Here is a 23,793-nt window from a genome sequence, read left to right as displayed (position 1 = left end):
TAAATTTTTTTGTCAACATCTTTTATCTTTGGAAATTAATCTATGACAAAAGCCAAATTCCTTAACGTACAGGTATTTGGCTTAAATGAAGAGATAAAAATAATAATTTTCAAATGTTTGGATTGTGGTAAAGAAGAATGAGTGATGTTTTTATCTAAAATACATAAATCTCCTTGTTTCATCTTAACCTGTTTCCCTTTTATTTCTTGAAGAAAACTTCCTTCTAAAACATACACGATTTCGATGTATTCATGTCTGTGCTACATAATGGGCATATATTTTATTTTAAATCAACAACAAAATTACTTTATTAATAACGACTTCCAAGCACTGCATCTTTTGGCATAACCGCATCGATGCGACGTAAATCTTCAGAAGTTAGTTCAACTTCCAGTGAATCTACATTTTCTTCTAAATACGATAAACGTTTCGTTCCAGGAATCGGTAAAGCCCCATTAGCAATAGTCCAAGCAATTGCTAATTGTGAAGGTGTACAATTTTTCTCAGTAGCAATTTCCTTTACTTTATCAACCAATTCAACATTTTTAGGGAAATTTTCTGGTTGGAAGCGAGGAAGTCTTCTACGTACGTCTGTTTCTTCTAAATCTTCAAATTTACGCAACTCTCCTGATAAAAAACCTCTACTTAGAGGGCTATATGCAACAAAACTAATTCCAAGTTCATTGACGGTTGGTATAATTTCAGCTTCCACTTCCCGACTCCATAAAGAATATTCTGTTTGCAAAGCTGTAATTGGATGTATAGCGTGTGCTCGACGGATTTGCTCAGGAGTTGCTTCTGACAAACCAATAGTTCGAACTTTACCTGCTTTCACTAAATCCGCCATCGCTCCTACTGTTTCTTCAATTGGAACATTAGGGTCAACACGATGTTGGTAATATAAATCAATATAATCAACACCTAAGCGTTTTAGACTCTTATCAATGGACTCTTTCACATAATCGGGATGACCATTGATACCTTGGAAATTTGGTCCAAAACCAAATTTACTCGCAATAATGGCTTGTTCACGTCGTCCTTTCAAAGCTTTACCAAGTAATTCCTCATTATGACCATTACCATATACATCTGCTGTATCAAGCAATGTAACACCTAATTCTAATGCACGTTGAATCGTGCGAATAGAATCTTCATCATTTATTTGACCGTAAATTGGTGACATCCCCATTAAACCTAAACCAATAGCTGATACTTCTAAATCACTATGACCCAATTTTTTCGTTTTCAAAAGTTTCTCATCCTTTCTGGTATTCTTGCAGATTTGGGGAATTTACTTATTTTTAAAATTCCTCAAATCAAACTATACAAATTGAAGCATACTTTAAGTCAAGAGAAACGATTAAATCAAAGGTCCTTAGGCTCTTTCTTTAGAACCAGTACATCATATAGTGTTATTTTTCTGTTTATTTTTTCAAAATGTTTCAATGTTATAGCTAATTGCCTCTCAACACTTTGTTTATGTTCTAAAAGGATACTTCTTCTTTGCTCTAAAGTCTCGTCACCTTCATGAGACATAGCAAGGTATTCTTTAATTGTTTCCAACGCCATTCCAGTATCTTTTAAAGCCATTACTAATTCTAACCATTCTAACTCTTCTTCTTTATAAATTCTTCGTCCATTGCTATTTCGATTGATTTTTGGAAGGATACCTTCCTTTTCATAAAAGCGTAATGTTGATGATGGTATGTCATACATTTTTTCTACTTCATTTATTGTGTACATAGTAATAATCACCTTTAGCGTTAAAGTTTACTTTAACAAAGATTAAACTATTTCGATAAAAGATGCCAGTTCTATGAAATGTGTTTCATGATAATAAAGTTGTTTAAATCATAATAAACTCGTTAAAAAAACAATAGAGTTGTTTAAAATCGTCAGTCATGCTATTCAACAAACGGGCCAGATTGTTGAATAACACTGGGTGCACCCAAACAAAAAAGGTCCTATGTTCGTACAAAACCCATACAAACATAGGAACTCACTAATTTTCGTACGCCCTCGGCAGGAATCAAACCTGCATCTTAAGAACCGGAATCTCACGTGCTTTCCATTGTAGTCCATCATGAGTCAATTCCCGAGGAAAACTATTACATCAAGTGATTTAGCGACTTTTAGCTAGAATCACTGCGTGTTATTTATGCGAACATCGACCATTCAATCCGCCCTCACTCTTTGGGGTGAAGAAATACCAGGATTTTACCATCTTGAGCGTCATTAGAATAGCGTTCAGCTTCATCATCTGGGACTCCAATTTCCATAAGAGCATGCTTTAATCCGCCAGCACCAGAGCTGACCCCTACGACTGCTATGCCAATTGCAGCTCCAGTTGCAGCTCCAGCAAGGGCTCCATCCATAGTGGAGGGTTTTACTTCCTGTGTGTTTTCAGATAGTTCTTTTGCTTTTTTAGCAATAACTGAAATTTCCTCAGTTGTATAGCCTTTCTCTTTTAAATCTTCAACAACTTCAGCCGCTCTTTGTTCATTATCGTATACGCCAATAACTTGATTCTTCATTAAAAATTACCTCCTGTTTGCTTCAACTATGTATTCTTTACCCGTTTTTTAGTATTTCTAGACACATTTCACCTTCAAGCTTCATTCCTTTTAGAATTCCACTCCTGTTTTGTAGTTCGCGGAAAGTTGCTTTTTTAGCTCCTTCTTTGCATACATAATGATCTTCAGCAATCGGGCGGGATTGTGGAATAAAACTTAGATTTTTAAACGACTTTATTTTTACATCTACGAAGTGTTATTCAGCAATTGCACCAAAAATTAAATAACTTTATTTTTACACCGTCCACAGATGTGGACAGTGTAATGCGTATTTGCGGATTCAAAATTAAACAACTTTATTGTTATTACACAAAATGTGAGAATTGATTATTTCTTGTTACACTAACCTGACCCTTTAAGTGAAAACTCTCACAATCTCTTCACCGTTAACAACTTCTTCAAATATGTTATTTAAGAATATGGTCCTTTTATGGAATAATACGGATGAAGTTTAGGGGTAAAAAGAAAAACTCTTTATTAACAGGATTTTAACAAACTTTCTTTTAAATCAATATTTGCAGCTCTTTCGCATTTTTCAATCTTCAACAATCAGGCCCGATTATTGAATCATGTGACTGGCATTATTAAGTGACAACTTCATCGTCTGTAACAAAAACGAACGTTTCTGTTACGTAAGTCCTCGCCAATTTTTCCAGCTAGTAATCTTGCATAACTAACGTAACAAAAATACGTAACAATATTATTTGTAACAATACTTGTAAATAGGTATTTTTGATACAATAGGTGTTAAAGAGGTGAGGATACATATGAAATTTGGATACATGCGTGTTTCTACCATGGATCAAAATTTAGATCGACAAAAGAAACAACTAGAGGATTTTGGTTGTGAGCGTATTTTTTTCGAAAAAGTGACAGGAACAAAGCGTGACCGTCCCGAGCTAAATCATATGCTAGAATTTTTGCGATCAGAGGATACAGTGGTCGTGACCGATTTGACTCGCTTGTCTCGTTCTACAAAAGACCTTATTGAAATCACGGAACTTATTTCCAAAAAGGGAGCACATTTAAAGAGTTTAAAGGAATCCTGGCTCGATACAACAACAGCCCATGGAAAAATGCTGTTTACCATTTTTGCTGGGATTGCACAATTTGAAAGGGATTTAACCTCTGAAAGGACAAAAGAGGGGATTTTGGCTGCAAGGAAACGAGGAAAGCTTCCTGGAAGACCGAAAGCAGATGAAGAAAAGATCCAGTATGCTCTATATCTTATGGAACAGGGAATGAGTCGAACGGATGCTGCAGAGAAAGCCGGTATCTCTAGAATGACTCTATATCGTAAGATACAAAACAATAATGAGACTAACTAGTAACCAATGGGGCAAGAGGTGCTTAAGCTATGTCTACTTTGCCCCTGGTTACAGCAACGCTGGTACTGGGCCATTTTACTGAAAGAATAACGTTTTTTTCATTTTAGGGGAAGTTTGTTTGGTTCGCTTGATGGGCATGTGGTAGGACCCCTATATTTTAGAAAAAAGAACAAGGTTAGTTGTTAGGTGGTACTTCTTACTATTTAAACTACAGGTCAGTCATAGCACCTTAAGGAAAGGAATGATTGAAGGTAAATTAATAAACCTCCTGCTAACTATTTAGCCAGAGGTTTATCATAATATATTTGTTAGATCCACCACATCTGTAAGACTTCATCTGGAGAAATCTGATTTCCATGTAGCTAAAGGTAATGATTATTAACCTCGTGACGTGAATACTTCTAATTAATTATGTCGATTATGCTCATCTGTTAAACTCTCATCAAGTGGTCAATGTGCATTACCTGGATAACCTCCAGTTCCGATTTCAACAGCACGTAAACCTCTGATCTTATGTTTATCAAACATCTCTTCAATTAATTGATCTGTATATAAAACAGTAAATACGCCTAGTTCTATGTTTACATACCCTCTTTACTGCTACTGTTTTCATAAATAGCATCGATAATTTGCGATACTTGCAAGGCTTCTTCAGGCTTTACAATAAGTTCATCTATTCCATGGCAGACGTCTATAAAGTTTTTTAGCTGCAGAAGTCCCGGGGCTTCTTCAACTGGAAGCCACGCTGGTTCACTGTTAAATAGCATTCCATTCTTTGATGAATAAAGTTCAATTGGAAACACACTTAGTCCCCCGTCAACACCAGATATGCTGACATGTTCTTGATCCTCTTTAATGTTAGCTGCCCATGATGTTTCAAAAAGCAGGGAAGCTCCATTTTCAAATTTGATATAGGCGGTTACATGGTCATCCACATTAAATGTTTTATGGTCAAATTCACCCCACATATTCACTTGATTCTCTGTTTTGCTTAACGCATTATAAGTGCTACCGCATACTGTGATATGTTTCGGATTCCCCATTAACCAAAGAGCTAAATCAAGTAGATGACACCCATAATCAATCAAGCTACCACCACCTTGAAGTTCTTTATTGGTAAAAACACCCCATCCTGGTACCTTACGGCGTCTTAATGCCTGAACTCTGGCCACAAGCGGCTTTCCGACTCCATGCATCATTTTCTTAGCTGACTGTGCTTCTTTCATAAAACGGTAGTGATACCCAATAGCTAACACCTTTTTTGCTTTCGTTGCGGCTGTAATCATTGCTTCACATTCTGCTGTAGTAAGAGCCATTGGTTTTTCACAGAATACATTAACACCTGCACCCAAAGCGGCAATTGAGATTTCAGCGTGAAACTTATTCGGTGTACAGATACACACTGCATCAACTTTAGGAAATACATCTCGGTAGTTTTCAAATACATGAGTAATTTGATGTGTTTCAGCTACTTCCTTCGCACGTTCTAAATTCACATCACTAACCGCAGTGATAATACATTGATCATTTAGTTGCAATAAAGCGGGGATATGGCGCCCTTGGGCAATACCACCTATCCCAATGATTCCTATTCGAAGCTTATTCATATGTGTCTCCTCTTATTTACACGCGGGTAATTTGTTTTGTTTCGTTAGATCTTAAAGCTGCTAATATGACTTCTAATGATTTCATGCCTTCCTCGCCATTTACCGGTGGTTCTTTTTCCTGAACAACGGATTCCACAAATTGTTCAACAATATGTGAGTTTACCTGCCCTCCATTTTCATTAGACTGAATTTTACCAAGCTTATAGTTCACACTTTCTCCAGTCGCATACTGCACAACTAAGGAATATGTCGGATCTTCTTCTAAACGAAGAATCGCTTTCTCACCGTAAATAATCGTTGAATTATCTTCCTTACTGACATAAGACCAGCTTGCTGCAAGCGTGCCGATAATACCACTCTCAGTTTTCAGTACACAAACCGCATTATCATCCACATTTGCAAAGTCCTTTGCGCTAGTCTCAATAAATGCACCCACTTCTACAAATTCTTCACCAAGCAAATAACGAAGTAAATCTGTTTTATGTACGCCTAGGTCACCCATTGCTCCAATGAATGCCTTTTCCTTTTGAAAAAACCATCCTTCTTTTCCTTCCACACTCCATCCTTCTGGTCCACCATGTCCGAAAGCCGTACGGAAGCTATAAATCTTGCCCAATTCCCCATTTTCTATCAATTGACGCGCTTTTTGGTGTGATGGAACAAAGCGCTGATTATGAGCAACCATTAATTTTTTTCCACTTTTTTCAGCCGATTCAATCATTGCCTGTGCTTCTTCCTTTGAAGTCGCTATCGGCTTTTCACATAGAACATGTACACCCGCGTTTAAAGCAATTATAGAGATGGGTGCATGAAGATAGTTTGGTGTACATACACTTACTGCGTCAACTTCACCACTTTGTAATAATTCTTCATAGCTCGTATACACTTTTGCCCCGTACTTTTCAGCCACTTCTTGTGCACGCTCCTCAACAATGTCACAAACAGCAATAATCTGTACATTTTGATTCATTGCATACTCCGGTAAATGACGATGCTGAGCAATACTGCCACATCCAATCACACCAACTTTTAATTTCCCCATCACTACTTCCCCCTTGATTTAAATTAGTTTTTCAATGAAAGCTTTTCTAACGGTTGTGCATTTCCATAAACTGGACGATTTCTCTTTATGGGCTGTACCCATTTCACGGCATTCACAATAACTCGTTGGATATCTTTGTTATGGTATGTCGGATAGGTTTCATGTCCAGGTCGGAAATAGAACACTTTACCGTTTCCACGATTATATGCGCAGCCGCTTCGGAACACTTCGCCTCCTTCAAACCAGCTTGTAAAAATAAGCTCATCTGGGACTGGTATGTCAAAATGTTCTCCGTACATCTCTTCTTTGGCTAATTCAATATACTCTCCAATTCCTTCAACAATCGGATGGCTTGGTGCTACTACCCAGAGACGTTCTTTTTCACCAGCCTCCCTCCATTTTAAATCACAACTTGTCCCCATTAATGATTTGAAAATTTTAGAGAAATGCCCAGAATGAAGCACAATTAGTCCCATTCCATCCAAAACACGTTGGTGTACTTTATGGACCACTTCATCCTTCACTTCCCCGTGTGCAAGGTGCCCCCACCAAATTAGCACATCGGTATTGTTTAAAACCTCATCTGTTAAACCGTTTTCTGGTTCATCCAAGGTAGCCGTTCCTGCCTCAAATCCTGCTTCTGTTAAAAATTCCGCAATCGTACCATGAATTCCATTTGGATATATATCTCCTACAACTGGATTTTTTTTCTCATGACGATTTTCATTCCATACTGTTACTTTTATCATGTTTAGCACCTAGCTTTCTTCAAATATATTAATATACTGATATCCCATTAAGATTTAACCGGTTACACCACTAAAAAATGCTATTTCTTTCACCTTAATGATCCTTTTACCATTTTTATTTGATAAAAAATGTGTAGTTTCCTATCATATACTCTACTTCGTTATTAACCTTTTACTGAGGCACCAGCTATTCCTTCGATAAAACGTTTTTGGAACATAATATAAACGATTATGACTGGAATTATTGAAATAGCTGTAGCTGCAAATAAACCACCATAATCGGTTGAATATTGGCCGTTAAACATCGCTAAGCCCACTGCTATTAGTTGTTTTGATTCAGTATTAATCACCAAGTATGGCCAGAGATAATCTTCCCACACCCATAAAAACTGAAATATAGCTACACTTGATATTGCGTTTCGCGACATAGGGAATATAATACGGTGAAAAATATAAAACTCTGATGCCCCATCAATTCTGGCCGCCTCAATGACTTCATCAGGTATTGACATAATATTTTGTCGTAATACATATATCCCAAATCCGCTAACAAGCGAAGGAATGATTAAAGCTGCATAACTATCCATCCATCCGAATTTTTCCATCATGTCATATTTAGGGATAATCGTTACTGCCCAAGGAATCATCATCGTTCCTAAGATTAAACCAAATAATTGGTCTCTCCCTTTAAATTTATATTTTGCTAATACAAATCCAATGATTGAGCTTGTATAGATGACACAAGCCGTAATAACCGTTGCAATGATTAATGTGTTCAAAAACATCGTCATAAACTGGAAGTTTTCTTGCACTTTTATATAATTCGAAAAATTAAAGTGCTCGGGCCAAAAGCTCCCACCTATTTTGACTATCTCACTATTGGTTTTAAAAGAAGAGACCAACATCCATACAAAAGGAAATACCGTAATAATCGAAAATAATACAAGAAGTAGATTAAAGGATGTTACTTTCACTTTTTGCAGCATTCTAGTTAGTTCCTTTCCTTGGTCAATTTAAATGAAATAAGGGTTAATAATCCAATAAAGAAAAATAATACAATTGACATAGCTGAAGCTGTTCCAAAGTTATAATTCTGAAATGCCTCATCAAATATCAAATAAGATATCGTATAGGTTGATGTTCCTGGTCCCCCCTCAGTCATAACCAATATCTGAATATAGGATTGCAAATAAGTAATCAGGGATGTGACAGCTACAAGCATTGTTGTTGGTTTTAGCAATGGCCAAGTAATGTACTTAAACTTTTCCCAACCACTTGCGCCATCAATATCGGCCGCTTCAAAACAGTCATCTGGCAATGACATTAAGCCACCTAAGTAGATTATTGTTGCATACCCAAAATCTTTCCAGATTGTCATTAACATGACGGAACCTAGGGCTGTGTCCTTATTTTTTAACCAGTTAATATCTAAACCAAAAATATCATTAATCAAACCAAATTGAGGATTATAAAGCCAGACCCATACAAATGAAACAGCAACAAGTGGGGTGATCGTTGGCATGTAATAAACCGTTCGGAATGTAGTTTTAAATCTTGCTAGTTTCGAAAATAAGGCAAGGGCTAAAAGTAAACCAATTAGAACTCTAAAAACAATCACGACAATTGAAAAAATCATTGTATTCGACATCGAAGTCCAAAACAGTTTATCCTTTAGGATTTCCGTATAGTTGCGGATACCGTTAAAATCAAATGTACCATTCATTGGATTCCAGTTATAGAAGCTTCCTACTAAGGCCATTCCAATTGGATAAATCAGAAATACTGCAAAATAGATAAGCAATAAGGTGACAACTATATTCTTTAAAGTGAAAATACTGTTATTCCTACGTCTGACGTTTTCCATATTCCACTCTCACTTTCTACAATCGCTAGAAGTTAATTAAGATCAACCTTCACATTGCAGAATATGTAAAGGTTGATTTTGAGACCTTTATGCTATTGATAAAACCGCTTTCATCTTTCTGAATAGAATTTATATTTTGATTCCACTGTTTCAAAATCAGCATTCTTCATATCTTTTTCCATTTGTTCTTGACCAGCCTTTATTGCATCTTTAATATCGACACCATTATAGAAAATTTCTTCAAACACTTTTCCTGATTGAGTTTCAACGGCGCTCGGGAACGAGCCTGGCCATATATAACGATCAATGTTTGGAGCAAGAGCCCTTAATACAGGATCTGCAAGAATATCAGGGTCTTTAGCAAGTGATTTTTTTGAAGGGAAAGATGCGTTGAATAACGAAAACGCCCTACCAAAATCTTCACCAGCTAAAATAAATTTTAAGAAGTCTTGTGCAACTGCTTGCTCTTCTCTTGATGCATTTGCATTGATACCAGGTGTACTCTCACCATTGTAGCGATCAAAAGCAAATGGAACTTCATCCGTTGGCGTTGGAATTCGGAAAACTCCCCACTCAATATCAGGGTAATTATTGTTCAATTCCCCTTGCATCCATCCCCATTTGTAAACCATTGCAGATTGTCCATTACCAAAGCTTTTTGTCGAGTCGTCCCCAAAGTCTGGTGATCCAACATGGGATTGGTTGTATAGATCATAGAGCATTTGTGTGTTTTCAATCGTTGTCTTATTGTCAAAATCAACTGTTTTTCCATCCTTTTTAAATAATAATTCTCCCTTTTGATAACCTAAACCAGCAATAATAGCTTTGTAAGTTTCCCCATTGAAATTAAATCCGGCTTGTATCAGTTTTCCCGTTTCATCTTTTTTAGTCAACTTTTCAGCTACTTGAATGAATTGATCCCATGTAGTCGGGATATTTGTTTCAGTAAGACCAGCTTCTTTCCACATTTTTTTGTTATAATAAATATTTCCAGAGTTAATAGCATAATCAATATAGTAAACATGATCATCGATAACATGCGAGGTCACTCCTATGTAATCTTTATCCAACGCTTCGGTTGAAATATCATATGGCGCCATGAATTTGATAATATTTGAATGATATGAATTATGGACATTAAACAACGCAGGACCATTCTTTCCTTTTAATTGAAGTGGAAGTTTAGTCCAATAATCATCCCACGGTTGGTTTACAACTTTTATTTTAACGTTGGGATAAATTTTTTCATAAGCATCTACTTGCTTTTGGAAAACTTCCTTTCCACCCCAAGTCCATAATTCTATTGCAATTGTTTCACCATTATTTACAAGTTTGTTAGGGTCAAATTTCACATTCTCCCCGACGACTTCCATACCCTTGTCCGACTTTTCATCTTTTGAAAGCCCTTTAAGACTTTTGTCTTCTCCTGAACAAGCAGCTAAAACCCAAAATAAACATAGAGTTAAGAGACTAATAACTAATTTCCTCACCATTTACCCCTCCTATTAAGTTTAACGTTAAACTTCCAAAAAAAATATTGGTCTTCTAGTTCATAGGTTTAACGTTAAACCTTTTTTCTGAATATTACCATATTGAAAACGCTCTCGCAATTACTTTCTAAATTTTTTCACAGATTCTCTAGTAATTAATTGGATAGGTAGCTCTACCTTCTTAGATTCTTGATTAGTATCACCGTTTAATAATTCAATTAACAAAGTTGCGGCTTTCCTTCCCTTTAATCGTATATCTTGATGAATAGATGTTAACTTCGGACTAACAAACTGTGACATAACTATGTCATCAAATCCTACAACCGAAAGATCATTCGGGACCAAAATGCCCTGTTTTTTGAGATTATCCATAATTTCAATCGCTAAATAATCAGCCGTAAATACTAACCCAGTGATATCATCTATTTTTTTTACTATCTCATCACAAATTTCGTCCAAGCTGACTTTCGTTTTATCATATTCAAATATAAATTCCGTGTTCTGTTTAACACCGTGGTTGTTAAGAGCCTCCAAATATCCTAAATAACGTCGTTCAATAACTCCACCAGAAACAATGGGGTACGAAACAAAACCTATGTTGTGATGTCCGTTCTCAATTAAATGCTCGGTTGCTATTTTAGATCCTTCCCAATCATTAATTCCAACAGTTAAATGCATTGAACGAGAATTTTTATGATCAACTTCTATGTCTATTAAAACCAACGGTGTATTTATGCTTCGTTCTAGATCTATTACATCCTTTACCAAAAACCCTAAACAAATCACCCCATCTACTTTCCAAGTTTTTAAAACCTGCTGGATTTCACTTATCGATGATATAGAACGAACTAATAAGTAATATCCATTATCTTTCAATACCTCATCAACTCCACCAAGTATTTCAGTATTAAACGGACTTTCAAATAAAGTCTCTTCTGTCAGTTGGTTAAAAAAGACCCCAATTAGTTTTGATTTGTTATTAACTAAAGATCTTGCATTCATGTTTGGAATGTAATTATATTTTTCTAGGATTGATTGAACCCTATTTACAGTTTCAGTTGAAACTCTAGATGCCCTATTATGAATAACATTTGATACCGTGGTAACACTTACATTTGCCTCTTTGGCAATATCCTTTATTGTTGCCAACTCCTTCATCCTTTCCCTTTATACTATTAATATCAAGTATCTATAACATTACTTTTCACCAACTTGCTTCTATCAATTTCTACATCGTTATAGAACTTCTCTCCATAAGGGTACTATAAACGGTTTCTATAATAAACTATCAAGCCACTTAACAAAACAACTTTTTTATCATTTTCGCTGAATTTCCTCCAACTACCACGTTATCTGGAACATCTCTGATCACAACAGATCCAGAAGAAATTAGTGCATAGGAGTCGAGTACAACAACTTCGTGACCGTTTTTCTTTAATGCATTAACTACATTTTTTCGCGCTTGAATTAGCTTTATCGTACAAAATTACCGTTTTGTAGACGGGTACCCCGAGGAGATAGTTAAAGAAAAATTAGGCTGCCATAACTCCAAAAGAATTTGGAGCTATGGCAGCCTAAAGGGTATTTTTTATGTGGGTATACTCCTAGGGTCAGTTCACTAAAACACTCTTTTTATTTACGCCCAGTCAATTGACCAATAAACTCAACATCATCAATCTTCCAACCTTGCTCTTTCACATATATGAGCGATGTTTTGACGATAACTGTTTCAGTGGCAGCAACATTATTAAATTCCGTAGTCAGCTTGAATTCATTAAAAAATTCAGCTTCCGTTTTCGAAGATTGATATTCAAAAGGCTTCAGGCCTACCATGGATGACTGGACCGATTCTTCCGAATTAGGAAGTTCCGTTCCGGAAGGATGGGTCGCCTTGTATCCTTTATCGGTCATGAATGGTTCAATTTTTTTGTATCGTTCAGCAGTGGTTTGATAGGTGAAAAAACTTTTAAGAAACTCGCGATTTATCTTTAATGCATCCGTGTTCTGGATAGAGGTTAGAGATTTAACCTGCTCTTCATAGTTGCCTTGGTTCGCTCTGACTTCCTGCAACTGTAATCGCAAGCTGAAAACGTACATAATAACCAAAGCAGCAACAAATACAATCATTAAAAATACGAAATTTTTCTTTTGGTTTGGCTCCATGCCATGGACCTCCATTTCTAAATCCGTCTAAAACCTAAGAAAGGATATAAGTTTTTCCATTCTTCAACGGACGAATAAGAAGTACCGCCACTGCTATTTGCATTGATAAATTGACCATTCCCAACATACATACCTACGTGGGACGCTCCCGGCTTATATGTGGAGAAAAAAACGAAGTCTCCTGGTCTTATTTGATCTTCAGGAACCGGCTTTGTTTTGTTGTACTGTGATTGAGCTGTGCCGTACATTTCAATGCCAATCTGTGCAAAGGCATATTCCAGTAGTCCACAGCAGTCAAATCCTCCTGCTGCAGGCGTTCTGCCTCCCCATACATAGGGACGACCAAGATACTCTTTCATGATGTTATGGACTTCTTCTACATTAAAGGATTGTGTACCATCACCTACGACAACCACGTTGCCATTTCCACCGTTGTAATATCGCATGACATGGTCCACATAATTTGTATCACCGTAACGGCTCCATCCCTGCTTAGCAGCCATCATACTACTAAACTGGGTAGCTATTTCTTTGGAATAACCTCCACGTTCTAATGCGTACCCAATAAATCCATTTCCAAAGTTATAGCTTTGCAAAGCTAGATTAATATCACCTTTAGCCTGCTTCATCACTTCCGCAAAATATTTCACGCCAATTTGAATAGAGTATTCAGGGTCAGTAATAGCTCCAGGTGGAAGTCCGATTGATTCGGATGACTGCTTTTTAAAACCGCAACTCATATAGACATTCATTAACTTCTAAGTTACATATATTAATCTATATGGTTTACGATTTTTTAAACTGTATTTCAAGCCTACTAGACGTACATTTGTTTGGAAATACTTGTAAAGAAAAATGAATATAACTTCCTATATTTTAGGATACGAATTTATGATAAATCACTTACATATACCCATTATCTAAACGTAAGATCATTGGTTCCTCGATAGAATAATAACTTAAAACTCACCTAATCTTATCCTTGAATCTCATTATTTATTTCTTCATAAATTAAATAAGCAACCAAATAAACCCTATTATGACTTTAAGATCTCCCTCACTAATAAAACCTTAAACATGTATAAAAGCATGCATATAATATGCTAATTCTTCTCGCGCCCACCTTACACAAAATCCAAATAGAAGCCACTCAAAAAGTTCTTCCCCAATAAAAAGAAAAACTATCCACTACTCAAGCTAGTATAAGAGAAACCATTTTCTTACAGACACCCAAAAGGATACTATAGATATGTAATGGCAGACTGGCTCATTAATTTTAAGAAGTCATTTTATCAGGTGGAGACGCCCCAGAACGGTATAAAATGTCTACTTCATGAGTCAGCAATTCCGTTTCCAATGTGGGGAATTGGAGGGCAACAAATTGATTCGGTTCGGGAAGAAGTTCGGCAAAAGAAAGCTGGGCTTGTAGAATGCTATTCTTACGTAGCATCAGCAAGCTCCTAAATAGCATCGAACGGCTGGCAAGTTTTGTTATAGCCCCGCGGCCACGACCAATCGTAAATTTTTTAAGTTTGCTCGATTGCCTACAAACTTCCTTAAGCGTAGATACAGACATTCCAAAGGTTTTAGCAAGACTACTCAAAGAAGCCTCCAAAAACGGCGTTTCAGGGCTTGTATGTGTATTTAAATAGGCGATGATGTCCTCTTCCCACTCCTCATAATGGGAACGCACTCGCTCTTCACGCGGCTTTTTGAATTTATACCATCCTTCGCTTCCCTTGAATTGAGCTTGTCCATCTGTCCAAAGCTCCAGTAAGTCTTCCACGTAGGAACGCTTTACGCCCTTATATTTGCCTGAATACGCACTTCTTATAATTCGTTCAAATTCCCCTTTCTTTAGTGGTTGATACAAGTTGCTGTTAAATTGATCAAGTTCATCATAAGCTTCCTCCAATGGCCGTTCACTCGCGTAATTGGCAAGTGCAAGCGTCATGAGCGCATTATTGCGGCTGGAGCCAAAATGCCCTTTCTGGATGTGTGTAGCTCGAATAAGCGCCCGATACCAGTCTGAAGACGTTTGGTCGATCGCAGAAGCATTCTTGTTATAAACTACTCGCAAGAAGTTTCTATTTTCCTTCTCTTCATACTGTTTAGACCAGGTTAGCAGTTGGCTTGTGTTGGCAGGCTGGTCATAGAAGTCCAGTACATTGTCTTCCCTTGGGATGCGGTAAAAGCCGAAAGGGACACATCCGGTATCAACCGGCACATAGCTTTTAAGTGCTTTTCGCATATTTTCCGACAGACGCTCGGCAACTCTTAAAGCCTTGTAATCTTGTTTTTTGTGTATATGAAAAGGAGTTTCCAGCACAAAGAAGACCTGGAATCCTCTTGGCGTTTCCAGAAGAAGATTAGGACGAGGCAAGCCCAATTCCTCACATCCAAGATAAAGGGCGTACAGATCCACTTCTTTTGTATCGATATCAAGGCTAATTACATTGATTTGTTTTAGATTCTCACGCTCATGCCCCTTGATGATACGTCTTTTGAAGTCATAGTATGTACCACCGCGATAGGTATTAGGTGTCCAGTGGGTCAGGGTCCCATACTTTTCTTGGAGAGCTTCGTAAGAAGTCACAATATAGCCTTTCCCCTCCATAAGGTCAGCCTTACACGGCGATACAAAGACCACGCCTTTACGATGAGGGTTTTCGTTCATAGTATTCTCGTATTCAACCACTCTATTTAAGGGCTGACGGGAGCCCTTCTTTTTATATAGACGCAAGCTACTATGAGTCATAAATTGCATGATTTCAACGATTGAAAGGAGACTTCTTTTGTAATTAGCTGCTATTGGAGTTCCCATGGTACACACCTTCTTCCTCTACTTAAATTACAGACATTTAAAGTTGCAATAAATTGCACCGATTTCCACTTCTTGCATGGAACGTTTTGTTGAATATAGTATATCGAACTCGACTTTTGAAAAAGGGTGCTCTCTAGGAGAAATGCACCAAAAATAAAAAGTCCCTTGGGGCTTAGAGCCCCAAGGGTTTGATTTTTTTTTTTTTTTTTTTTGTTATGCAAGTTCCGCTCACTTTTTGCACCAAAAAAGCCGAAAATGTACCATTATTGCACACATTGCATATTGAACGTAATCCTAAAAAAGCTTGTCATGATAAGGTTCGTTGACATACATCTAAGAAAAATACTAAACAGGTTCCGCTCACCTCTGAGGGTGAGTGGTGCATTTTTGGTACACAGGTTCCGCTCACTTATAAAATAATGGTGCTCAAATTGGGTACATTTTTTATATGTGATAGAAACAAAATAGTGCTGATATGTATATAAATCAACGTTTTTTCCTCCTACACAGGTTCCGCTCACATGCACACTAAAAATATAATTTTGGTGCATTTTAAAAAAAAATAGTATACAAGTTCCGCTCATTTCGAGATTAATGGAGCATTTTTGCAAACATATTTCACTTTATCAAATTTACCTAGAAAAATTTTAAGCTGATACTCGCCAAAATCTTAGAGCTGTATTTACAAGTAGTTCAATAAATAAAGAGAAGGGTGGTGCATAATAGCTATAAATAGTACACAGGTTCCGCTCACTTTAGAATAATGGTGCGTTTCCCTTAAATCATATAGAAATCATTGAATCTTTTGTTTAGTGGCCTTGAACATTTAATGATTAGTTTGACAGGGACATATGTTTACGTATGCTGGCTTCGTAAAACCAGTATGGTTTATGGTGCATATGCACCATTACTTCGAAACCTGTATAGTAAATGGTGCACATTTTTCGGAACCTGTGTAGTAAATGGTGCATTTTCTCTTCGAAAACTGTTCCACTCTTGTTATAATGATAAGAATGTGGTGCATTTTAGATAAAAGTAGAGGTTTTAATCTTTTCAGCCATTGGATTTCCTTCATATAGAGAGGATGGATTTTTTTTGATATATCAGGACATACATGATCATATGATTTTGAACTATGAGTTTCTGAAGATTGCTATTTTCGAAGAAACCAAAATTTTGTTTAAAGATCGTCCTTATATTCTAGCTAAATGGAAACAGGAAGCCTATCGTATGACGGAGGAAGAGGTCAAAAATCAGATTCCGGACTATACAATGAGTCCAAGCTTCCGGGCCTTATTTTCTTTGTTCACTCAAACATTATACTTCGAAAAACTTATCACAAAAGAAATGTTAAAAAAGGCTGTAGAAAACTATCAGGATACAATGAAAGTCATATTAGCCGGACATTTTATAAACGAATTCCCTATGGATGAGATAAAACGAAGCGCGAATGAAGAGAAAATAAGTGAAGCTTTGAGCCGTGAATATATATATTCCAGCATGGACATGGATTATCATTTAATGAGAGACATCGTGACAAAGAAAAAGGACTTTAAAAAAGGAGAGACGGGTCTTTTGGCAACCGAGATTATCGACAATCGTGGAAAGGTCAGAGGATTAGCAGAAATCAGGCCTCCTGAGTCTCATGTGACTGAGCTTGCCTCAGATCAACAGGAAATGTGGTTTGAGCTTATCGAATCTACTATAAACTCATTGGATGAAATGACGGCTGACCTCTTTGATTTAATTACATACTTATGGATGGTGTCTCCGAAGACCAGTGACGGATATATAGAGTTTCATAGTAATGATGCCTTACAGCTTAGGAACCTAAAGAAACGCACAGCACAAGGCAGGGAACTGGATTTTCGTGAGGAAGATCGCTTCAATATCATGAAACGAGTGGCTGCACTTTCAAGCATCTGGGTCTCCCTTGGTAATCAGCAGGTAAAGGTGTTTAACGCCCAAGATATCCAGGACAATGAACTTTATGAATTCAAAGATTTCCAAAGAATGTTCGAAGTTGGAAAAATCCGTGTTGCCTATGATAAAAAAACAGGAGAACCAAAAGGTATATATGCCGTTCAAGTAAAACCGTCCTCTGTTCTTACCCCCTACTTGGATGGACCGAATCGAACACTTGGTTTATTAGATTTAAAGGTTTTTCAATATAGCCATTACACACAGCGCGAACACAAGCGATTGACCCGTTATTTTAATATCCAGTGGAAAATCAGGACCATTAGAAGAACCTTGCAGCAACCCTTTAAGGTATCTACCCTGTTGAAAATAATGGACATATCCAGTCGATATAACGGTGTGCAAAAGAGAGATAAGTTTGAAAACGTATTGGATGAATTGCAGAAAGACAGCGTGATCAGGAGCTGGAACTATACGGAAGAGATGGATGAGGAACAGGTTGGGAAAAAGGGGTGGTTCCAAAGCTATTGGACTAAACTGAGCGTACTTATTCTGCCAACAGACACTGTCGTTAATGAAAATCAGAAAAAGTTACTGATTGATTCAAATCGTTTGGTGAATGAAGAAATTATTGAACGGATGAATCAGATAAGTCATGAGAGCTCAATTACAGAAGATCTTATTTACTCACAGAACTTTTCATTAAATGAACTAGCTCCAACACTTGAATTAGAATCCACCGAGGACCCATCCATCGTACCTTCTGGAGAAAGTAGTACAGATAGACATTGGGAACCGGAACAGCAAGTGTTGCATTTCGGACCAGAACATGAAATAGAGCTCTCTCCAGAAACAATGAAAGCCATGATGGACTCCCAAAATATGAGTATCCGACAGACAGCAGAAGAAATTGGTTTTTCCCACTCTACTCTTTCGCGGTACCTAAGAAGAGAAAATAAACGCCAAAACAACAAGAACGATGAGAAAATGCTCAATTGGTTAAAAGAAAAACAACGGCAGCACTCTTACTAATGAAATATGTTAGAGTGTTGCCGATTGTTTATTCCCCTCTTAATCGCAACAAATGTTTTTGTAAATCAACAAGGAAGTTATTTGATTTTAAAACCTCATACACGCACGCCCCGTTCTGATTTTAAGACTGGGTTAAAATAAAGTTGTTAAATTATTAAAGTAATAATGTACATATTTCAACAATAATGCCGATAATAAATGAACATAGTAAAACTGTTTTCGAAATGCGAAAACAGCAACATAGATTCCTTGCCCGTATCGTTAATGGGACCCTATTGACCGAACATTCATCCTCACAAATAGTGCAGATTATCCCCCCATAGAGTTCAATTAATTGAACAGGCGTACTCGTTTAGACTTGATAGCCACGAATATTATTTTGAAAAAGACTATACAAGTTCCGGTCTCTTAAAATATGACAATCAAAAGGATCTTCGACGTGAAGATCCTTTTTTATAATCAATTTTCTTTTTTTTGTTGTTTTAGTAAGTCTCTAATCTCTGTTAATTGGCTTTCTATATTGTGTAGACGACTTTGCATATCATCAATCTCTTGCTCTGCTTTATAATTAATCGCAAAATCTATCATCGATTCATTTTTATCACGTATAGCTTGACGATTTTGACTCATCATAATAACAGGTGCTTGAAATGCTGCTATAAAGGATAAACATAAGTTCAATAAAATAAACGGTTCCGAGTCAAAATGAAATGCTTGTGTAATTGATAAGCTATTCCAAATCATCCAAACTGCAAGAGTACAACTAAAATAAATGATAAATTTCCAACTGCCTCCAAATTGCGCAATTTTGTCTGCAATTCGATCAGACCACTTTGTTCGTTGCGTGTAATCACTATTCAATTGATGAAGAATTTCTGACTCGTAGCGATCTACAAGACGATCAATACGTGATAAGTTTTCCTGGTTTAAATCAATATCGAACCCTTGGATTTTTTTCGGTTTTTCGATTTGTTTTTTTAAATTCATTTTCTTCCAAATGTTTTGTACCATTTTTCCAACCTCCTCTTTTTTAGAGGAAGCCATGTTTCAAAAGCTTATAGAAGACGGACTCTATTTTTATGTAGTAATCCATCTTGGATATTCAGTTGTATGACTTCCTCTGATGTCGGCAAATTATCCGACTCACCTATACTGGGACTACTCATAAAAATGCTCCACCTCACTTTTTATTTATTATATGATGACTTATCCAATAGGACTATATGATTCTATAAAACAAACAAAATAATGATGTTTTTTCGTTGTATGTATTATTCATAATTAGTTAACATAATCATGCTTATCGGCATGTGAAAAAGGATCTTCAGCCGAAGATCCTTTTACTTTATTAATTCATCCATTCTTTTTTGCATTGTATCTAACTTTTTTTCAATACGATCTAATTGATCTTTTTTCTTTTTTGAAGATCGCGAAAACAAAAATAAGATTGCTATAAACAGTATTGGAATTGCTAAAAAAAATAATTGAAAAATAATATCTCCTATATTTACTCCTATATTCATTATTCTCCTCTTTCAAATCACTTATAAAATTTTCAAAATACCCTTTATTTTACCATTCTTTCACTCAACTGTTGCATAGTAAAAAAATCTAGTCAACATAAGCGATGTTATCGGCAGTACAATCTTTCCCCTATATCTTCCAAGTAAAGTGAAGAGCACACTACACTTTACTACGTAAAAAGTATGTTCTGCGAGGCTCTTCGACTATCGCCGACCCATGCTACGCATGGAGAACCCCATCACCCAAATTCGTTAGTGAAAAAAAGAAGATGAGCTAACAATCATTAAAACCCTTTTCCCACCGAACAACCACCAAATAGCAGAAAATGTTAAAAGTATTTTTTTAATAAGATGAGTCTATTTTTTACAACTTTATCTTGACACTCTTAATATCTATGGATATATTACATCCATAGATATTTTATATCTAAAGATGTAGGGGGGTGTAGTTATGACAAATATTATTTTATTAGGTGGAAATGGATACATTGGGAGAGAAGTAACTAAACAATGGTTAGAGAAAGATTCACAAGCAGAATTTTATGTAGTTTCTCGTTCTGGGAAAAACCAGCTTGAACATCCACGTGTTCACAATATATCTGCAAATGTGAATGATTATAATTCCGTGATAAAATTATTACCAAAAACTATAGATTTTATAGTCGACTTTGTTGGGCGCCCAGAGAAAGACGCTAAACTTTTAGTAGAGATCAATGAAACTCCGGCTAAAGTCATGCTTAAAATTGCACAAAATTATAATATTAAGGCTATGGGATTTATAGGAGGGGTTTTAGGTCCAAAATCATTTACGGATATTAAATCCAATATTATTAAAATGCTTCAAGCAAGTAGAAAACGTGTAGAATATGTTGAACCAACAATCGTATATGGAGGAGGACGGACTGATACATTGTCAAAAATGATTCCTATCTTTAAATTTTTAGGGATTTTTTCGAAAAAAATGAAGCCAATTCAAGTAGAAGAAGTTGCAAATAAATTAATCAGTAAACTAACACAATAACAACTGAGGGAGATACTTTATGAAGGTCAATAAAAGTATTGAGCAAGGAATTTTTGTTTTACTAATATTAGCTCTACAAAAAGGTCATGTTCCTGTTAAAAGCCATATATTGAGCAATATATTAAATGTTTCTGATTCCTATCTAAAAAAGATCCTTCGAAAATTAGTTGTAGCAGGTCTCGTCACATCAAATGCAAGTAAAGATGGAGGATTTCAATTAGCGAAATCGATAGAAAAGATATCACTTTTTGATGTGTATCAAGCAATTGAATCGGAAGGACTCTCATTTCAACCAACAAATTTAGCTAGGAAAATTTTTTCAAACGAAACACACATTCAAGAAAGTGAAAATAAAGTAATTCGTGCTTTTTCTTCTGGAATGGATGCTTTTTCTTCTAACTTAAAGGAATTGTATCTTTCGGAATTATTAGAAAAAGACAGTTACATCATTGGTGTTATTGATTGGGATCAAAAAACCGATTAAGTTATCAATTTATTGATAACCTGTTATTTTAATCCAAAAATTATCATCATTTTATATGTATAACACATACAAAACTAGTTAACATAAAGTACATTATAGGTACAGCTAAAAGGATCTTCTAGTCGAAGATCCTTTTAGCTGATTGTTTAATTAAGCACCCGTTAATTTAGATAAGAGATTAGTTTTATTCCTTAAAGGGGTTCAGCCGCATGCCCATCAAACGAAGTTAAAATCATACCCTCAAAATGAAAAAACGCTATGCTTATCGTAAGTAGTTTACGAGAAAGGATGGCGTTTTTGATGAATCCTACCATTTCAAATGAACTGAATCTTTTCGCACAAGAACTACAATACTTTTTATCTCCAGTAGTCCTACAAGATATCGCCAAACAAGTTGGCTTTGTACAGCGATCTAGTAAGTATCAAGCAAACGAACTCATTGTCCTTTGCGTATGGCTCAGTCAAGAAATTGCTAGCACATCACTTACACAATTGTGCAGTCAGTTAGAAGCTTCCACTGGGGTACTGATGAGCTCAGAAGGACTGAATCAACGCTTTAATCCAGCAGCTGTCGCATTTCTTCGAGAAGTCTTTACTTCTCTTCTCACACAAAAACTCTGTTCAAATCAATCGCTTTCTGCACATATGAGCTCTACTTTCAATCGTATCCGTATTTTAGATGCGACAGTGTTTCAACTACCTGATCATTTCGCCACTGACTATCAAGGTTCAGGTGGGATTAGTAATACGGCAGGCGCCCTTTCTTATTCAGTTATCTGGCCCTTTAATTGAACAAGGCCTTAAAGTATCACATGAATACTCTATATAAATCTAGTTAACATAAGCGATGTTATCGGTAATTCCTACAATCTCTTTTCATATAGCATATTACCTTTTCTATAAGTAAAGAAATGATGCCCTTTTTGATCCAATAAAACTGGTAGGTATTGAGGTACTTTCTCTGGTATGCCAAGATTATTTGGGTTCAGTATCCAATTAATTTCCTTCCAATCTAAAATACCTTCTCTGGTCTTTCGCGGAGTGTTAAGTGTAAAGCTCCTGTCCAATTCTCCTAAAAAAACGTGTATCCCGTCTACTATACCTTCTGGAGTCTCCCATGTTATTACTCCTTGAGATATAAAACTATCTAATTGGATGCCTGTTTCTTCCCACACTTCACGAATTGCAGCTTGTTCAGGAGATTCATCATTCTCGATTTTGCCCCCCACTCCGTTCCATACTCCCATAATCGGTGCTTTTTCTCGATTTAACAGAAGTATCTTATTGTTTTGTTTAACAAAGCAAACCGTATATTTGAATTTCATATGTAACATCCTTTCATCAATCTATCTACGATTATCCTACATGAACTAAACTTTATGTATCTTACATACACTTTTATTTTACATAAGGTCAATTATAGGTAATGAAAAAGAATCTGTTTTATAAAAAAGACAAAAGAAAAACCCCATTTTAAATTAAAATGTAGGATTTTTGATCACCCTATTGTATATTATCAATTTTTAATTTTTGATAAATCGTGATGAGCTCGTCTAATTTTTGACTGTAACAAAGGGTGTCATAGCTATTTAAGCTAGTTTCTTCTGCAATTTGGATCAAATTTTTTTTCATCTGATTGATCCTACTTTCTAATTCATCGGCCTCTGTACAAATCATCTAAATACCCCTGATCATCCATTTTTTATTTGTTTAGTGCATTAACTACTTTGCACATAAGCAATATTATGCAAAACATTCTACATAATTGGAATACACCTGACAAAAGTTCTTATAAAATGACAGTAGAAGTTTTGATCTACACTCATAGATGGTTCACCCTCATTTCACTCAAACTCATATATGTATGATTCCATGTGAAATACGTATGACCTTCAAGTAAGTGAACATAAAGTCGATTTTAGGAAGTGATCATACTTTCAAAGGGCTTTCATCTGGCAGCATTTTCATGGCGCTAAAGCACCCCTTTGGCCTAGTGACAGGGTGGCTGTCATGGACCATAAAGTAGTTTGTTACAGAAATACCAAAGAAGCAATTTGCAGATCGATTAACTAATGATCGTTACCAAAAACCATTGTTTTTGTAACTACTTTGTCCATTTAGCAGTTGAATGATGGCCGTTGGATTCTATAATTTCCAAAAGATCTGTCCAAAA

At 36.2% G+C, this 23,793-nt stretch carries 21 protein-coding genes and 3 pseudogenes; 5 read left to right on the top strand and 19 right to left on the bottom strand.

The annotated features are described in order from the left end of the window. Nucleotides 1–35: 35 nt before the first annotated feature. The 4 genes and pseudogenes from ACIQZI_RS22140 to ACIQZI_RS22125 all read right to left on the bottom strand — a co-directional run. Nucleotides 36–248 (bottom strand): annotated as a pseudogene (locus ACIQZI_RS22140) (cupin domain-containing protein); the annotation flags it as partial. A gap of 62 nt (nt 249–310) precedes the next feature. Further along, entirely contained in the window at nt 311–1,249 is a 939-nt protein-coding gene (locus tag ACIQZI_RS22135) for an aldo/keto reductase (RefSeq protein WP_403077471.1), read from the bottom strand. A 116-nt stretch (nt 1,250–1,365) separates the two neighbouring features. Further along, nucleotides 1,366–1,743, bottom strand: coding sequence for a MerR family transcriptional regulator (locus ACIQZI_RS22130; RefSeq protein WP_403077468.1), 378 nt, complete (start codon nt 1,741–1,743; stop codon nt 1,366–1,368). A gap of 443 nt (nt 1,744–2,186) precedes the next feature. Next, on the bottom strand, nt 2,187–2,534 hold the full coding sequence (locus ACIQZI_RS22125) for a general stress protein (protein WP_403077465.1): 348 nt from the start codon (nt 2,532–2,534) through the stop codon (nt 2,187–2,189). Between the two features lie 806 nt (nt 2,535–3,340). Here ACIQZI_RS22125 and ACIQZI_RS22120 point away from each other — a divergent pair. After that, complete coding sequence (locus tag ACIQZI_RS22120; protein ID WP_403077462.1) at nt 3,341–3,901, top strand: recombinase family protein; 561 nt, start codon at nt 3,341–3,343, stop codon at nt 3,899–3,901. 581 nt (nt 3,902–4,482) lie between these two features. Here ACIQZI_RS22120 and ACIQZI_RS22115 read toward each other — a convergent pair. From ACIQZI_RS22115 to ACIQZI_RS22065, 11 genes and pseudogenes are all read right to left on the bottom strand, one after another. After that, nucleotides 4,483–5,508: a Gfo/Idh/MocA family protein gene (locus ACIQZI_RS22115; RefSeq protein WP_403077459.1), complete on the bottom strand. Its 1,026-nt coding sequence runs from the start codon at nt 5,506–5,508 to the stop codon at nt 4,483–4,485. 16 nt (nt 5,509–5,524) lie between these two features. Continuing rightward, nucleotides 5,525–6,550, bottom strand: coding sequence for a Gfo/Idh/MocA family protein (locus ACIQZI_RS22110; protein WP_403077456.1), 1,026 nt, complete (start codon nt 6,548–6,550; stop codon nt 5,525–5,527). A gap of 23 nt (nt 6,551–6,573) precedes the next feature. Continuing rightward, nucleotides 6,574–7,299, bottom strand: a complete 726-nt coding sequence (locus ACIQZI_RS22105; protein ID WP_403077453.1) for a ThuA domain-containing protein — start codon at nt 7,297–7,299, stop codon at nt 6,574–6,576. Nucleotides 7,300–7,463: 164 nt separating this feature from the next. Next, nucleotides 7,464–8,285, bottom strand: coding sequence for a carbohydrate ABC transporter permease (locus ACIQZI_RS22100; protein ID WP_403077450.1), 822 nt, complete (start codon nt 8,283–8,285; stop codon nt 7,464–7,466). A 5-nt stretch (nt 8,286–8,290) separates the two neighbouring features. Further along, nucleotides 8,291–9,163, bottom strand: a complete 873-nt coding sequence (locus ACIQZI_RS22095; RefSeq protein WP_403077447.1) for a carbohydrate ABC transporter permease — start codon at nt 9,161–9,163, stop codon at nt 8,291–8,293. A gap of 110 nt (nt 9,164–9,273) precedes the next feature. Then, nucleotides 9,274–10,656: an extracellular solute-binding protein gene (locus tag ACIQZI_RS22090; protein ID WP_403077444.1), complete on the bottom strand. Its 1,383-nt coding sequence runs from the start codon at nt 10,654–10,656 to the stop codon at nt 9,274–9,276. A gap of 117 nt (nt 10,657–10,773) precedes the next feature. Next, nucleotides 10,774–11,802 (bottom strand): LacI family DNA-binding transcriptional regulator, encoded by a 1,029-nt coding sequence (locus ACIQZI_RS22085; protein ID WP_403077441.1) that lies wholly within the window; start codon nt 11,800–11,802, stop codon nt 10,774–10,776. A gap of 148 nt (nt 11,803–11,950) precedes the next feature. Then, nucleotides 11,951–12,049, bottom strand: a pseudogene (locus ACIQZI_RS22080) (acetyltransferase); the annotation flags it as partial. Between the two features lie 236 nt (nt 12,050–12,285). Then, nucleotides 12,286–12,816, bottom strand: coding sequence for a hypothetical protein (locus tag ACIQZI_RS22075; protein ID WP_403077439.1), 531 nt, complete (start codon nt 12,814–12,816; stop codon nt 12,286–12,288). Between the two features lie 17 nt (nt 12,817–12,833). Next, entirely contained in the window at nt 12,834–13,568 is a 735-nt protein-coding gene (locus ACIQZI_RS22070) for a bifunctional lytic transglycosylase/C40 family peptidase (RefSeq protein WP_403077436.1), read from the bottom strand. A gap of 524 nt (nt 13,569–14,092) precedes the next feature. Then, nucleotides 14,093–15,640, bottom strand: a complete 1,548-nt coding sequence (locus ACIQZI_RS22065) for a primase C-terminal domain-containing protein (protein WP_403077433.1) — start codon at nt 15,638–15,640, stop codon at nt 14,093–14,095. Between the two features lie 1,095 nt (nt 15,641–16,735). Between ACIQZI_RS22065 and ACIQZI_RS22060 the strand changes: the two genes are divergently transcribed. Further along, complete coding sequence (locus tag ACIQZI_RS22060) at nt 16,736–18,592, top strand: helix-turn-helix domain-containing protein (protein WP_403077430.1); 1,857 nt, start codon at nt 16,736–16,738, stop codon at nt 18,590–18,592. Nucleotides 18,593–19,051: 459 nt separating this feature from the next. Here ACIQZI_RS22060 and ACIQZI_RS22055 read toward each other — a convergent pair whose 3' ends face one another. Together ACIQZI_RS22055 and ACIQZI_RS22050 are read right to left on the bottom strand one after the other, a co-directional pair. Next, complete coding sequence (locus tag ACIQZI_RS22055) at nt 19,052–19,603, bottom strand: DUF1003 domain-containing protein (RefSeq protein WP_082675265.1); 552 nt, start codon at nt 19,601–19,603, stop codon at nt 19,052–19,054. A gap of 329 nt (nt 19,604–19,932) precedes the next feature. Beyond that, on the bottom strand, nt 19,933–20,115 hold the full coding sequence (locus ACIQZI_RS22050; RefSeq protein ID WP_403077427.1) for a DUF4083 domain-containing protein: 183 nt from the start codon (nt 20,113–20,115) through the stop codon (nt 19,933–19,935). A 451-nt stretch (nt 20,116–20,566) separates the two neighbouring features. On the opposite strand from ACIQZI_RS22050, the gene ACIQZI_RS22045 reads away from it, so the two are divergent. The 3 genes and pseudogenes from ACIQZI_RS22045 to ACIQZI_RS22035 form a co-directional block, all read left to right on the top strand. Further along, nucleotides 20,567–21,136 carry an NAD-dependent epimerase/dehydratase family protein gene (locus tag ACIQZI_RS22045; protein WP_403077424.1) on the top strand — a complete coding sequence of 190 codons (570 nt, stop codon included), beginning with the start codon at nt 20,567–20,569 and terminating at the stop codon, nt 21,134–21,136. Nucleotides 21,137–21,155: 19 nt separating this feature from the next. Continuing rightward, nucleotides 21,156–21,620, top strand: coding sequence for an RrF2 family transcriptional regulator (locus ACIQZI_RS22040; protein WP_403077421.1), 465 nt, complete (start codon nt 21,156–21,158; stop codon nt 21,618–21,620). Between the two features lie 300 nt (nt 21,621–21,920). Further along, nucleotides 21,921–22,376: pseudogene (locus ACIQZI_RS22035) on the top strand (transposase); the annotation flags it as partial. A gap of 107 nt (nt 22,377–22,483) precedes the next feature. Here ACIQZI_RS22035 and ACIQZI_RS22030 read toward each other — a convergent pair. Continuing rightward, nucleotides 22,484–22,945 carry an NUDIX hydrolase gene (locus tag ACIQZI_RS22030; RefSeq protein WP_403077418.1) on the bottom strand — a complete coding sequence of 154 codons (462 nt, stop codon included), beginning with the start codon at nt 22,943–22,945 and terminating at the stop codon, nt 22,484–22,486. A 178-nt stretch (nt 22,946–23,123) separates the two neighbouring features. After that, nucleotides 23,124–23,297, bottom strand: a complete 174-nt coding sequence (locus ACIQZI_RS22025; RefSeq protein WP_062187310.1) for a Spo0E family sporulation regulatory protein-aspartic acid phosphatase — start codon at nt 23,295–23,297, stop codon at nt 23,124–23,126. Nucleotides 23,298–23,793 lie beyond the last annotated feature (496 nt).

Origin of the sequence: Peribacillus sp. NPDC096379 (genome assembly GCF_044762875.1) — a bacterium.
Taxonomy (GTDB): Bacteria; Bacillota; Bacilli; order Bacillales; family DSM-1321; genus Peribacillus.
This window is presented reverse-complemented; position numbering and strand designations above follow the sequence as displayed.

Coding starts and splice junctions, on each gene's coding strand:
- ACIQZI_RS22050 (WP_403077427.1), bottom strand. CDS start 20,115: ATGAATATAGGAGTAAATATAGGAGATATTATTTTTCAATTATTTTTT.
- ACIQZI_RS22120 (WP_403077462.1), top strand. CDS start 3,341: ATGAAATTTGGATACATGCGTGTTTCTACCATGGATCAAAATTTAGAT.
- ACIQZI_RS22110 (WP_403077456.1), bottom strand. CDS start 6,550: ATGGGGAAATTAAAAGTTGGTGTGATTGGATGTGGCAGTATTGCTCAG.
- ACIQZI_RS22055 (WP_082675265.1), bottom strand. CDS start 19,603: ATGGTACAAAACATTTGGAAGAAAATGAATTTAAAAAAACAAATCGAA.
- ACIQZI_RS22025 (WP_062187310.1), bottom strand. CDS start 23,297: ATGATTTGTACAGAGGCCGATGAATTAGAAAGTAGGATCAATCAGATG.
- ACIQZI_RS22100 (WP_403077450.1), bottom strand. CDS start 8,285: ATGCTGCAAAAAGTGAAAGTAACATCCTTTAATCTACTTCTTGTATTA.
- ACIQZI_RS22115 (WP_403077459.1), bottom strand. CDS start 5,508: ATGAATAAGCTTCGAATAGGAATCATTGGGATAGGTGGTATTGCCCAA.
- ACIQZI_RS22125 (WP_403077465.1), bottom strand. CDS start 2,534: ATGAAGAATCAAGTTATTGGCGTATACGATAATGAACAAAGAGCGGCT.
- ACIQZI_RS22070 (WP_403077436.1), bottom strand. CDS start 13,568: ATGAATGTCTATATGAGTTGCGGTTTTAAAAAGCAGTCATCCGAATCA.
- ACIQZI_RS22105 (WP_403077453.1), bottom strand. CDS start 7,299: ATGATAAAAGTAACAGTATGGAATGAAAATCGTCATGAGAAAAAAAAT.
- ACIQZI_RS22075 (WP_403077439.1), bottom strand. CDS start 12,816: ATGGAGCCAAACCAAAAGAAAAATTTCGTATTTTTAATGATTGTATTT.
- ACIQZI_RS22095 (WP_403077447.1), bottom strand. CDS start 9,163: ATGGAAAACGTCAGACGTAGGAATAACAGTATTTTCACTTTAAAGAAT.
- ACIQZI_RS22040 (WP_403077421.1), top strand. CDS start 21,156: ATGAAGGTCAATAAAAGTATTGAGCAAGGAATTTTTGTTTTACTAATA.
- ACIQZI_RS22045 (WP_403077424.1), top strand. CDS start 20,567: ATGACAAATATTATTTTATTAGGTGGAAATGGATACATTGGGAGAGAA.
- ACIQZI_RS22065 (WP_403077433.1), bottom strand. CDS start 15,640: ATGGGAACTCCAATAGCAGCTAATTACAAAAGAAGTCTCCTTTCAATC.
- ACIQZI_RS22130 (WP_403077468.1), bottom strand. CDS start 1,743: ATGTACACAATAAATGAAGTAGAAAAAATGTATGACATACCATCATCA.
- ACIQZI_RS22030 (WP_403077418.1), bottom strand. CDS start 22,945: ATGAAATTCAAATATACGGTTTGCTTTGTTAAACAAAACAATAAGATA.
- ACIQZI_RS22090 (WP_403077444.1), bottom strand. CDS start 10,656: ATGGTGAGGAAATTAGTTATTAGTCTCTTAACTCTATGTTTATTTTGG.